The 12,301-nt window shown below is 50.8% G+C and carries 12 protein-coding genes; all 12 read right to left on the bottom strand.

Translation table 11 applies throughout. The annotated features are described in order from the left end of the window. Positions 1-168: 168 nt before the first annotated feature. Positions 169-1,452: a TRAP transporter large permease gene (locus EFBL_RS07520; RefSeq protein WP_096181530.1), complete on the bottom strand. Its 1,284-nt coding sequence runs from the start codon at positions 1,450-1,452 to the stop codon at positions 169-171. A gap of 18 nt (positions 1,453-1,470) precedes the next feature. Next, positions 1,471-2,001, bottom strand: coding sequence for a TRAP transporter small permease (locus EFBL_RS07515; protein WP_096181529.1), 531 nt, complete (start codon positions 1,999-2,001; stop codon positions 1,471-1,473). Between the two features lie 17 nt (positions 2,002-2,018). Continuing rightward, entirely contained in the window at positions 2,019-3,026 is a 1,008-nt protein-coding gene (locus EFBL_RS07510; RefSeq protein WP_096181528.1) for a 2-hydroxyacid dehydrogenase, read from the bottom strand. Beyond that, positions 3,023-3,700, bottom strand: coding sequence for an RraA family protein (locus EFBL_RS07505; protein ID WP_096181527.1), 678 nt, complete (start codon positions 3,698-3,700; stop codon positions 3,023-3,025). The genes EFBL_RS07510 and EFBL_RS07505 overlap by 4 nt, the downstream gene beginning before the upstream one ends. Before the next feature lie 12 nt (positions 3,701-3,712). Next, complete coding sequence (locus EFBL_RS07500; protein WP_096181526.1) at positions 3,713-5,185, bottom strand: aldehyde dehydrogenase family protein; 1,473 nt, start codon at positions 5,183-5,185, stop codon at positions 3,713-3,715. A gap of 18 nt (positions 5,186-5,203) precedes the next feature. Continuing rightward, positions 5,204-6,367: an iron-containing alcohol dehydrogenase gene (locus tag EFBL_RS07495; RefSeq protein WP_096181525.1), complete on the bottom strand. Its 1,164-nt coding sequence runs from the start codon at positions 6,365-6,367 to the stop codon at positions 5,204-5,206. A gap of 12 nt (positions 6,368-6,379) precedes the next feature. Beyond that, positions 6,380-7,441 (bottom strand): Ldh family oxidoreductase, encoded by a 1,062-nt coding sequence (locus tag EFBL_RS07490; RefSeq protein WP_096181524.1) that lies wholly within the window; start codon positions 7,439-7,441, stop codon positions 6,380-6,382. A 63-nt stretch (positions 7,442-7,504) separates the two neighbouring features. Then, positions 7,505-8,551, bottom strand: a complete 1,047-nt coding sequence (locus tag EFBL_RS07485) for a TRAP transporter substrate-binding protein (RefSeq protein ID WP_165912762.1) — start codon at positions 8,549-8,551, stop codon at positions 7,505-7,507. 77 nt (positions 8,552-8,628) lie between these two features. Continuing rightward, positions 8,629-9,648, bottom strand: coding sequence for a LacI family DNA-binding transcriptional regulator (locus EFBL_RS07480; RefSeq protein WP_096181522.1), 1,020 nt, complete (start codon positions 9,646-9,648; stop codon positions 8,629-8,631). Positions 9,649-10,040: 392 nt separating this feature from the next. After that, entirely contained in the window at positions 10,041-10,697 is a 657-nt protein-coding gene (locus tag EFBL_RS07475; RefSeq protein WP_096181521.1) for an ATP-binding cassette domain-containing protein, read from the bottom strand. After that, a complete protein-coding gene (gene modB / locus EFBL_RS07470; protein WP_096181520.1) occupies positions 10,690-11,376 on the bottom strand; it encodes a molybdate ABC transporter permease subunit in 687 nt (228 codons plus the stop codon). Before modB ends, EFBL_RS07475 begins: the two co-directional genes overlap by 8 nt. Continuing rightward, positions 11,373-12,149, bottom strand: a complete 777-nt coding sequence (modA, locus tag EFBL_RS07465) for a molybdate ABC transporter substrate-binding protein (RefSeq protein WP_165912761.1) — start codon at positions 12,147-12,149, stop codon at positions 11,373-11,375. The genes modB and modA overlap by 4 nt, the downstream gene beginning before the upstream one ends. Between the last annotated feature and the right edge of the window lie 152 nt (positions 12,150-12,301).

Genomic DNA, 12,301 nt, shown 5'->3' with positions numbered 1-12,301 from the left:
CTTCTTGAAACCCCTTCGTATGAAACGAGGGGGGAACTAAAAAGTGACATTTTCATAGAACAGTTAAGGTGACATTTTCACTGAATCTTGACATGAGTCAGTTTTCCATGAGTCAGTTTTCCATGTAGTCATTTCGCCAAATTGTTTCACCCCTCCTCGGCAATTTCGCTACTTTTTGTCCAGGAACTCGATCGGAACGGTGACGATTTCCGGGAACAGCACCAACAGAAGCAGGATCACAATATGCACAATCAGGAACGGCCATACCCCCCGCATGATGCCGACCATGTCGACCTTGCCCACACCGCATGCCACGTTCAACACGGTTCCGACAGGAGGAGTCAGCAAGCCGATACAGTTGTTCAGAATGAACAGAATCCCAAAGTAAACCGGATCGATGCCGGCCTTCTGCACAATCGGCATCAACACCGGGGTCAGGATCAGGATCGTCGGCGTCAAATCGACAGCCGTGCCGACAACCAGCACGAGTGCCATGATCATTAACAGGAGCAGAGTCTTGTTATCGACCAACGGCCCCAGGATCTGGGTGAGTTCTCCCGGAATGTTGGCAATTGTGATTAACCATGCGGACACCATTGCCGCAGCGGCCAGGAACATCACAACGCTTGTGGTCTTCGCTGCGGACACCAGTACTTCATAAATGTGGGAAACTTTCAGTTCCCGGTAGACGAAGAATCCGACAAACAATGCGTAAAAGACAGCCACAACCGCCGCTTCGGTCGAGGTAAACACCCCTCCGCGCATCCCAACGACGATAATCACCGGCAGGATCAGCGCCCAAATTGCATCCACCGTTGCCTTGATCATTTCTTTAAAAGACTTGCGGGGGGAGACGTCATAGTGGCCGTGGCGAACCAGCCACGCCCAGGTGATTGCCAATCCGGCCGCCATCAGGAGACCCGGAACGATGCCTCCGAGGAACAGCTTGGTAATCGATACGTTCGCTGTTACACCGAAGATAATCATCGGTATACTGGGCGGAATTATGGGAGCAATGATTCCGCTCGCTGCAATCAAACCGCTTGACCGGTTGCGGTCATAGCCCGCTTTCACCATCATGGGAATCAAAATGGCCCCGAGCGCTGCCGTATCTGCCACTGCCGAACCGGACAACCCAGCGAACAGCACACTTCCTATAATTGCCACGTAGCCGAGACCCCCCCGAATATGTCCGACCAGTGCCATCGCAAAATTCACAATGCGTTTGGAAATTCCTCCGAGATTCATCAATTCCCCGGCCAGGATAAAAAACGGGATCGCCAGCAGCGGAAAGCTATTTGCCCCGTTTATCAAGTTTTGGGCAATGATTTGACTGTCGAATGCGTCCAGGAAGAACATCAGGGCGACACCGCTTACCAGCAATGCAAAAGCGATTGGCATTCCGAGCGCCATCGCTCCCAGCAGCGCACCAACGAAAACGGTCAATGTCATTTCTTTCTCCCCCCTGCCTTACTGTTTCATCGTAGGATCCAAAAGTTCTTCCGATTCCTGCACGGTCATCAATTCATCGGCCGATTTCTTGCCTGTCAAGACTTGATAGATGTTGAACAGTATGATAATGCCCATTCCGATACTTGTAATGATGCCGATTCCATACACAAACGAGAGCGGGAGACCCGTCGCGGGCGCTTTACTGTCCATGTTCAGGACAGTGATTTTCCAACTTCCGTCAAGTAGCAGCCAGAGACAATACAGAACCAGCAGGCTGCTGATGAGAAAGACGGTTTTTTTCAATCCCCGCGGGAGTTTCTTCACGAACATGTCAACTCCCAGATGCTGATTGTCTTTCAGGGCCGCGATGGATCCAAGGAACACCAACCAAATGAACAAAATCGGCGCGATCTCCTCCGACCAAGTGATGCCGGAGTTAAACACATATCGCAACACTACGTTGATAAAGACGAGAATACACATGATTCCTAAAGAAAAGGCAATCGCAACGTTGAGCAGATTGCCGATTGCCTTGGAAATTTTCCGCATACACCACAACTCCCTTGCTAATTTTGCCGCAGCGCCAAGCTTCTATTCTGCTTTAGGACTTCCGGATTCACTGGATGTGCCGGGCGTTGGCCGGACAATGCCTGCAGAAGGTTATCGGCTGCCAGATGGGCCATTTTTAACCGGGTTTTGACGCTCGCGCTGCCGATGTGCGGAAGAGTCACCACGTTTGGAAGAGTCAAGAGCGGGTGATTCAAGGGAATTGGTTCCTGTTCGAACACATCCAGGCCGGCCGCCCAAATCGTGCCTTTTTTCAATGCTTCGTACAAGTCATCTTCGTTGACGATTCCGCCGCGGGCCGTATTGATGAGAACAGCGTTTTTTTTCATCAGAGCCAACTGTGCTTTGCCGATCAGATTGTGGGTTTCGGGTGTATAAGGAGTCATTACGCACACAAAATCGGATTCCCGCAACAATGTCTCCATATCCGTGTATTCGAGACCCAATCGATTCTCGGCATCCGGTTTGCGGCTGCGGTTATGATAAAGTAACCGCATGTCGAAACCTTTGGCCCTTCTCGCCAAAGCTTCCCCGATTCTGCCCAGTCCGATAATCCCCAATGTCGCTCCGTGAATATCCTGTCCGGTCAGTAGCATCGGCGACCACGTCTTCCACTGTCCGCTCCTCAAAAACCCGGACGACTCTACAATCCTGCGGGCCGTTGCCATCAGCAGGGCAAAGGTGAGATCGGCTGTCGTCTCGGTGAGGACCCCCGGGGTATTGGTGACTAGGATGCCCCTGTCCGTGGCGGCCGAAACCTCAATGTTGTTGTAGCCGACCGCCATGTTGCTGACCACTTTCAATTTCGGAGCTTTCTCAAGGAGAGTCCGGTCAATCGTCTCGGTCAACAAACAATATAAACCATCGATTTTCGCAATCTCGTTTTCGAGAACAAAACGGGGTACGGGAACTTCTTCTTCTTCCCACATCCTGATTTCGCAAACCTCCCGGATTCTGGAGACCACCTCTTCCGGAAGTTTTCTGGTGATATACACTTTGGGTTTCAAACGCCTTCACACCCTTTTTTTCGCAGCAGCTCGTCAACCCAACCGCGATCGACGGAGCCGTTCTCGATGGAATCCAGGATCGACTTCTCCATTTCCATGGTGGTTTTCACTTTCCCGATCAAAAATTCGGCCTGTTCAAACGGGACCACCACAACCCCATCCAAATCCCCTACAACAATGTCACCCGGGTTCACTACCGCACCGCCAATCTGTATGGGAACATTGATTTCGCCAGGACCGTCTTTGTAAGGGCCGCGGTGGATGATTCCCTTTGCGTAGACCGGATAATTCAGTTCGCGGATTGCTTCGTAATCCCGGACGGCACCGTCAATGACAAACCCTTCGACTCCATTCTTCTTGGCAAGCCGCACCATAATCTCGCCGATAATGGCGTTGGTCAAATCTCCGCCTGCGTCGACTACGATCACATCCCCGGGCCCGGCCATGTCAATCGCCTTGTGGATCATCAGATTGTCACCAGGTCTGGTCTTGACAGTAAAAGCCGATCCCACCAGTTTGCCGCTTGCATGGATCGGACGAATCCTCGCATCGACAGCATTTAACCGGTTCATATTGTCGGACAGGTGGGGAGTGACAAAGTCCCGGTATTGCCTTAGCAGTTCAGTGGAAGCTTTTCTGACCGCCGGAAAAATTCGAAATCCAATGTTTGGCATGATTCTCCTCCTTCACTGTTTGTACTGCAGGTAAACAACCTTCAACTCCGTATAGAAGTCCTTATTGGTCCCTCCGATCGAATAGGGGCCGACACCGGAGTTCTTGACTCCGCCAAACGGCATATGCCCTTCGCTGATGGTTCCGTTATTGATATGCACCATTCCCGACTCCACTTCATCGACATAAGCATGTGCCCAATCCATCCGGTCGGTGAAAATAGATGCGGTCAGTCCATATTCGGTGTTGTTGCTGACTTGAACCGCCTCTTCGAACGAATTGACACGGATCACAACGAGCACCGGTCCGAAAATCTCTTCTTTCGCAACCCGCATTTCCGGAGTCACGTTTGTAATCAAGGTCGGTTCAAAAAAGTATCCTTTCTGAAACTCTTCTCCCGTCAAACGATTGCCGCCCAGGGCAATAGTGGCACCTTCTTCTTTGGCGCTTTCAATGTATTCCATAATGGTGTTCAGGGCATCCTGACTCACCACCGGACCTATTTGCGTCTCCGGATTCATGCCGTTCCCCACTTTGTACTGCTTCACTTTATTGAGGATATACTGTTCGAGTTGATCGGCATGCTTCTCAAGTACTATCACTCGGCTGATGGCTGTACAGCGTTGGCCGGCATTGGCGTATGCCGAACCTACGATATGGTCTGCCGCGCCTTCCAAGTCACCGTACTCCGCCACAACCACCGGATTTTTCCCGCCAAGTTCCAGTTGAACTTTTGTAAAATTCTTGGCTGCTGTTTGATAAATGCTGCGTCCAACTTGAGTAGATCCCGTGAAAGAGACTCCTTTTACCAAAGGATGACCTACCAAAGCGTCACCGACTTTTCTGCCTTTTCCTACCACCAGGTTGACAGTGCCAGCCGGGAGACCCGCTTTTTCTAACAGCTCGATAAGCAGGACGGCGGTGAGCGGCGTATTGGTTGCGGGCTTAAATACGACGGTGCATCCCGCAATTAACGCGGGGACGATTTTTCGAAGCGGGGTTAATACCGGGAAGTTCCACGGGGTAATGGCAGCCACCACTCCGATCGGAACCCGAACGGTCAGATTGAGTACGCCTTTTCTGTCGCTTGGCAAAGTTATGCCGTCCAGCCTCGCTGCCTCTCCGGCTACATATCTCATTTCCTTTACTCCGCGAATCGCTTCGGTAACAGCTTCTTTCAACGGTTTGCCCTGTTCCCTGCAAAGGGCTTCCCCCAGAAGACCCTTGTTCCGGTCCAACAATTCAATGAATCGGTAGATATACTCTGCCCTTTCGGAAGCGGGCACTTTTCTCCATTCCTCAAACGCTTTGTGTGCCGCTTGCACCGCCTTTTCCACATCTTCTTCCGTCGAAAGCGGAAACTCTCCGACTGTCTCATCGGTGTTCGCCGGGTTGTATACCTGATAAACCTCTTTCGAGGACGCATCCACCCATTCCCCGTTGATGAAGTTTTTATAGATTTTCACGTTTGCTCGGATTGCTTGCATGACCCGCATCCTCCTTTGTTAGATCGATCTTCTTACAATTTCCTTCAAGTCTTCCAGAGTGGGCTTTCTTGGGTTAACCAGGACGTTCCCGCTAGTCATGCCTTCCCGGGCAATATAGTCCAGATTCTCTTCCGTTACCCCATACTCTCTGAGTCCCGCCGGGATGCCGATATCCCTATTCAATTGCCGGATAGCCTTGACCGAAAGTTCGGCCGCATCCCGCAAAGGCAGTCCTTCCGTATTCTCTCCGAAGATTTCGGCGATCTCCTTAAACTTCTCCAGGTTGCCGACCAGATTGAATTCCATCACCTGCGGAAGCAGAATTGCATTTGCTACACCGTGCGGGACTTTGAACTTTCCTCCCAACGGCATACAAAGTGCGTGAGCCAACCCGAGCCGTGTCGGATTGAACGCCATGGCGGCAATTGTGCTTGCAAGCAACATATCGTAACGAGCTTCCAGTTTATCGCCTTGTGCCACCGCCTTACGCAAACTCTTGGCGATCAGTCTCATGCTTTCACGCGACAAAGCTTCTGAAACCGGTTGCGTCGCTTTATTGACAAACGACTCCAGCGCATGGGTCAATGCGTCAATGCCTGTGGCGGCGGTCATCGGTCCCGGCAGCGACAATGTCAGAGCCGGGTCGCAAAGCGCCAGAGTCGGAGCCAGGTATTTGCCTCCAATTCCAAACTTCATATTGTTCTCCTTCTCGGAGATGACCGTCCAGATCGTGACTTCACTTCCGGTTCCGGCAGTCGTCGGGATGCAAATGATTGGCACCCCCGGATTGGGCAATTTATCTAAACCCGCATACTGGGTGATTTTTCCTTCATTGTTAATCATTACGGCAACCGCTTTCGCCGCGTCCTGAGCGCTTCCACCGCCGACACCGATCACCAGGTCGGCCGCAAATTCCTTCGCTTTGCCGGTGGCAATGCCAATGGTTTTTACATCAGGCTCTCTGTCAACTTCTGTAAAAGTCTCAAACGTAATGTGGGACTCTGCCAAAAGATCTGTCACTTTCTTTAAAATTCCGGCTTGCTCCACTCCGGGATCCGATACGACGAATACCCGGGAACCTGCCAGTTTCCGCACTTTCTGCGGCAATTCTTGAATGGCGTTCACACCGAAAACAATTTGGGTGGGAAGTTCGTATTGAAAAATTCGGCTCAACAGATTCATTGTTTCTCTCCCCTATGCGAGAATGGCGCTCTCGTAATCGTTTATGGAAACTCCGCATTCTTCTCCCACTTTTTTGATATCTACGTAGACTTCCCGGCTGAGAGGAATGCCTTGTTCCAACCTCTGCCGTTCGACCCTGAACTCGATTTCGCCCGGCAGGAAAATCTCATCCGTTCCGGCCGCCCTCAGAGCAGATTTGATTTCGTCAATCATTTGATCAATTCGCTGTTTGAACAAATCTGCGGGCATAAACCGGTTAATGTCAACCAGCTGAAAGAAATGGCCGACATTTTGCGGTTTGTCAAAGTCGCCGTAAATATTGTTGATATGCGGGCCAAACCCGGCTCCCGTCAATACCCCGCTCATAATATCGATCATCAGAGAAATCGCGTATCCCTTCGGACCTCCAAAGGGAAGCACCGATCCCTCCAATGCCGCAGCAGCATCGGTCGTGGGTCTTCCTTCTTTGTCGATCGCCCAGCCCAATGGAATTTCTTCACCCTTTTGGGCAGCCATGATAATTTTTCCTCTGGCTACCACACTGGTAGCCATATCCAGAATAATCGGCTTGTGCTTGCCTACCGGCACTCCGAACGCATACGGATTCGTCCCGATATAAGGCTGTATTCCGCCCCAGGGTGCCATGGTGGCCGGAGCATTCGACATGGCGTATGTCACCAGATCCGCGTTGACCCCTTGCTGAACGAAAAATGCGCCCGTTCCAAAATGGGTTGAGCGTTTCACTCCGATAAAGACAGCTCCGCTTTTTCTTGCTTTTTCGATCCCTAAGCGAATCGCTCTCGTACCCACCACCTGGCCCATTCCGTCATCGCCGTCGATCAGAAGGGTGGCGTCACTCTCTTCAACGACCTTCACTTGCGGATCCGGGTTGGCAACACCCAATTTTAAACGCTTCACATAGATCGGCAGACGGGTCACCCCATGTGAATCGACTCCTCGCAAATTGGCCGACACCAGGCTTTCGGCAACAATGTCGCTGTCCTGAACCGGCAGTCCCACAGTTTGCAAAACTGCGGACACATACTTTCTCAAATTCTCGGCCTGAACAATCATAATCGGCTCTCCTCCGGTTTTTTATTGAAAGGGGCCACATGGGCCCCTATCCAAATGATCCAGTTATTTGGAAGTGGCTTTCATCAATTTTTCATAGAAGTCGGCTCCATATTCATTATCAAATTCAAGGTGAACGTTCTTGGTTGCTTCCTTGAACTTCGAAACGTCAGGACGGCTGATTTTGACTCCTGCCGCTTCAATCTTCTTGACGAGGTCCGCTTCCTGTTCGGCACTCAGCTTCCGTTCGTAATCCCTGGCCTCATTAGCCGCTTCCTGCACCGCTTTTTGCTGCTCCGGCGTCAACTTGGACCAGACCGCTTCACTGATCGCAAGAACCATCGGGGAGTACATATGCCCTGTCAGAGCGACATGCTTTTGCACCTCGTAAAATTTGGCCGAAAAAATCAGCGACAGCGGGTTCTCCTGACCATCGATCACTTTTTGTTCAAGTGCCGGGAAGACTTCACCAAAAGCCATTGGTGTCGGATTGGCACCGAGTGCTTTAAAAATACTGAGCGACACCGGGCTTTGCGGAGTCCTGATTTTGAGCCCTTTTACATCTTCGGGCGTAAGTATTTCACGTTTTGAGTTTGTCAGATGCCGGAACCCGTTTTCAAAATAAGCCAGTACACGAAGTCCCTGTTTTTTCGGCAATGAGGCCACCATTTCCGCACCCAGTTCACCGTCCAACACCTTGTAAGCGGTTTCACGGTCGGTAAACAGATACGGCAAATTGACCACTTTCAGCTTCGGCTCAATCGTCGTAAGGGGCTCCACCCCGAGCATCCCCATTTGAACAGCTCCGCCGGTTTTCATAAAATCAATCAGCTCTTTGTCATGACCGATGGTTCCGTCCGAGTACACTTCCACTTTGATTTGTCCGTTTGTTTTGGCCTCCACCAGTTCTTTAAATTTGACCGAACCGGCGTGATAGAGAGAATTGGTAGCCGTTCCGTGGCCCAGTTTCAATACGATTTGTTTTTTCTCTTCTGTCGGTGCCGCTGTGTTGTTTTTTTGCCCTGAACCGTTCGATGCCGATTGCGAACACCCTGTTATCGACAGCATGGCAAGAGAAATTGAAGCAATTGCGGAAACAATTCTTTTTTTCATAATCTGACCCTCCTGAAAGTTTATTACAATTCGAAATATCAGAAAATTAAGGTTCGGACAGGGGTTTATTTCACCTCCTAACGCATCTTGATCGGGGGGGTACAGGAGTCGCGGATCAGTAACTCCGGATCCAACTGGACAATCTGTGGCTTTTTCCATCTTTTGGCTTTCATTTTATTTAGCAACAAAGCCGCAGCTTGGATCCCCATTTCAAATGCCGGCTGCGCTACTGTACTTAGCGGCGGATCGAGCAGCGGAACCCACGGGTAATCGTCATATCCGATCACCGAAACATCCTTCGGTACTTTGAACCCTGCCTTCTTGACACCCGTGAGAACTTCCAGATTCAACATGGTATTTGTGGAAAAAATCGCGGTCGGCCTGTCCGGCAGCGACAACATCTCGTGTACTGCCTCAATGCCGCTCCCTCTCTCCTGCCTGCAAATTTTCACCAGCGATTCGTCTATCGGGATTCCGTTTGCCGTAAGTGCCTGTTTATACCCCTCCAGGCGCTCAATCCTCGGACTCTTATTCTCTATCGGGTACAAGAGAATTCCGATTCGTTTATGTCCCTGATCAACCAGAAATTGAATCGCTTGCCTCGCGCCCAGCACATTGTTGACCACCACCGTATCGGTGATCGTACCGTCTGGCAACCGGTCAAGAAACACAAAAGGAAATTTCTCCGCTGTCAGATTCTCAAACAAGTCAGAGTTATGACCGGTTGTGTTCACAATCAACCCGTCCACCTGCTTGTTTTTCAGCATCAGGATGTTTTCCTTTTCTAAGTCGGGATCCTCCCCCGAACTGCTGACCATCAAGCCGTATCCGTTCCGCATGCATTCATCCTGTACCCCTTTTAAAACTTCAGACCAGAACGGGTTTGAAATATCGGACAAGATGATTCCGATCGTTTGCGTCTTCTTTTTCTTGAGGCTTTGCGCCAGTGAATTCGGAGTATAGCTTAATTCCCGAATCGCATCCAGAATTCTGTTTTTCGTATCTTCGGACATGTATTGAAAATTTCCGTTCAACACCCGTGACACGGAACTTTTCGAGACCCCCGCCTTTTTTGCCACGTCATCGATTGTTGCCAAATTCGATTCACCCCATATCTCGAACCGTTTTCTAAAACCGTTTTCCGAAACCGGTTTTATAATTTTTATATAACACAAAACCAGAAGCTGATCAATAGATTTTTTGCAAATTGTCTAACAAATAGAACACCGGTAAGTTCCTCTTCACCGAAGCGAAGCGGTGCATAATGAATTGAGAGAGAAAGACGCGACTTCACAAAGGGAGGGGATTTGATGGGAAAAGTCTCCAAAGCAACGGTTATCACCCTGATCCCGTTGCTGTTGGTGGAGTTGCTACGAAAGGGGCAGTGGAAAACGTAAAAGTTGCCCCCGGCTATATTAAGCTTCTCGTTGTAAGGTACAAGAAATAAGAACTTCCCAATCAAAGAAAGGAGAACTTAAAAGTGACATTTTCACTGAATCCTGCAATGAGTCAGTTTTCCATGTTCCATTCGCAGGATGCGCGAGCCAAACGCTTTGGCCACCTCTTCCTGATGGGTGATCAGAAGGGTCGGGATGTTCAGTTCCGCAATCACTTCCTGCACTAGGGGAAGTACCTTGTGCAGCGTGCCCGAATCCAATGCGGAAAACGGCTCGTCCAACAACAGCAATTCAGGTTCCATGACCAACGCCCTGCCAAGCGCAACCCGCTGTTGTTCCCCTCCCGACAACTCCTGCGGCATTCTGTCCATCAGAGGAACGATTCCCAGGCGTTCGGCTGTCCTCTGCAGAAGAGACCTGGTCGGGGCATCGGGTGAGCGCAAGATTCCCCTTGCGAACAACAGGTTTCGTTTGACAGACAGATGAGGAAACAAAGCGTATTCCTGAAATACAAAGCCAATCTTGCGTTTGTTCACGGGCACATTCACATTCGTTGCCTTGGAAAAAAGCGTTCGGTTCCCCAGGCGAATTTCCCCTGTATCCGGTGTCTGGATGCCTGCAATGCACTCCAATAGAGTCGTCTTGCCGGACCCTGAGGGACCAACGATTACCTGAACGGTGCCATCTGCCGAAAACTCGGCATCCAGTGTAAAATCAGGCAGTCGTTTGGAGATTTGTACATCAAGCACGCCATCTCCCCCCTTGCTTTACAGTGTAAAGCCTGCTCCACCGCTTTACCAGGAATACCAACCCAAACGAAACCACTGTCATTACGGCCACAAACCAGGACACCTCTTTCATATATCCCGCTTCGGTTGCAGTGTAGATTGCCAAAGGAATGGTTTGCGTGATTCCAGGGATGTTGCCGGCCAACATTAGAGTTGCGCCAAACTCCCCCAGAGCTCTGGCAAAGGTCAACACAATGCCGGACAACAAACCGGGCGTTGCCAAAGGCAGTGTCACCTGCCAAAAGGTTCGAACGCCGCTGGCCCCCAGGGACAATCCCGCAATTTCCAGCTTCCGGTCAACAGACAGAAAGCCCGCAAAGGCGCTTTGATACATCAGAGGAAAGGAAACCACAGAAGCGGCAATTACAGCCCCTGCAAATGTAAAGGGAATCTCAATTCCCGCAGCCGCCAGCATCTGGCCAATCGGCCCCTTTTTCCCAAACAGCCATAACAGCAAAAAGCCTGTCACCGTAGGCGGCAAAACCATCGGCAGCAGAAACAGGGCATCCAGCAGTTCCTTCACAGGAAGGCGGGAGCGCTGCATCCATCTGGCGATACCCGTGCCCAGGACAGCCACAATGCAGGTTGCCAATCCTGCGACCTGCAGGGAGAGCCATACCGGTGTCCACATGCTTGTCATTGCATCACCTGAAACGCCGCTTTTGCAAACTTTTCCTTCGCTTTCGGCGATTCCAAAAAGTTTAAGAAATCCCTTGCCGCATCCGAATTCTTGCTCCGCTTGAGAACTGCCATCGGGTAACGGATCGGATCGTGCAGTTTATCATCAATCTCAAGCGCAATATGTACTTTTTCATCGGATATCGCGTCGGAACGGTAGACAATTCCTGCTTCGGCATTCTCCGACGACACATAAGTCAATACATGTCGAACCGAGTTCCCAAACACAAACTTTGGCTGCAATTCCTGCCATATGCCCGCCCGCTCCAGCGCTTGTTTGGCATACCTCCCGGCCGGTACGGAAGCGGATTCGGCAACAGCCACTCGTTTGTATTCCGGGTTCTTCAACTGGTCCAGTCCCTTGATTGTCCGTTTGCCTTCCGGAACAATCACCACCAGCCGGTTGGCAAGAAACTTCTTGATCGTGTCTTCCTCCACCAGATTCTCTTTGACAAGGTCCTCCATCTCTTTCTCACCCGCTGACAGGAACAGGTCAAAAGCCGCCCCTTGTTCAACCTGGCGTGCAAGTGCTCCGCTGGATCCGGTTGTCAATTGGATCTTCACGTCCCGGTGCTCTGCCTCGTAGGACCATGCCAACTGCTTGACAACAGGCTCCAGCGATGCGGCCGCAGCAACCAACAATACCTTGCCCGGAACCTGTCGTTCGGACTGCCCGCCGCACCCAACCAGCAAGAGAAGCGCCGCGCCGAGCAGGAAAGCCAATTGCTTCTTCATGGTTATACCCATTCCTTTCGCTTCGCTCAAGGCACAAAACGGAATGAAATCCGTTATCCTTGAGCGATTTTTTTGTATTCTTGAGTTACAGGGATATCAGTACACTACAAATCACGTGGAGGTGAGTGGGCCTCCTCTTTTTACGGGGTGAC

This window comes from Effusibacillus lacus (genome assembly GCF_002335525.1).
Classification (GTDB): domain Bacteria; phylum Bacillota; class Bacilli; order Tumebacillales; family Effusibacillaceae; genus Effusibacillus; species Effusibacillus lacus.
Note: the sequence above shows the minus strand (reverse complement) of the source record. Positions and strands in the feature narration are given on the sequence as shown.

Coding starts and splice junctions, on each gene's coding strand:
- modB (WP_096181520.1), bottom strand. CDS start 11,376: ATGACAAGCATGTGGACACCGGTATGGCTCTCCCTGCAGGTCGCAGGA.
- EFBL_RS07520 (WP_096181530.1), bottom strand. CDS start 1,452: ATGACATTGACCGTTTTCGTTGGTGCGCTGCTGGGAGCGATGGCGCTC.
- EFBL_RS07500 (WP_096181526.1), bottom strand. CDS start 5,185: ATGCAAGCAATCCGAGCAAACGTGAAAATCTATAAAAACTTCATCAAC.
- EFBL_RS07490 (WP_096181524.1), bottom strand. CDS start 7,441: ATGATTGTTCAGGCCGAGAATTTGAGAAAGTATGTGTCCGCAGTTTTG.
- EFBL_RS07515 (WP_096181529.1), bottom strand. CDS start 2,001: ATGCGGAAAATTTCCAAGGCAATCGGCAATCTGCTCAACGTTGCGATT.
- EFBL_RS07495 (WP_096181525.1), bottom strand. CDS start 6,367: ATGAATCTGTTGAGCCGAATTTTTCAATACGAACTTCCCACCCAAATT.
- modA (WP_165912761.1), bottom strand. CDS start 12,149: ATGAAGAAGCAATTGGCTTTCCTGCTCGGCGCGGCGCTTCTCTTGCTG.
- EFBL_RS07485 (WP_165912762.1), bottom strand. CDS start 8,551: ATGAAAAAAAGAATTGTTTCCGCAATTGCTTCAATTTCTCTTGCCATG.
- EFBL_RS07505 (WP_096181527.1), bottom strand. CDS start 3,700: ATGCCAAACATTGGATTTCGAATTTTTCCGGCGGTCAGAAAAGCTTCC.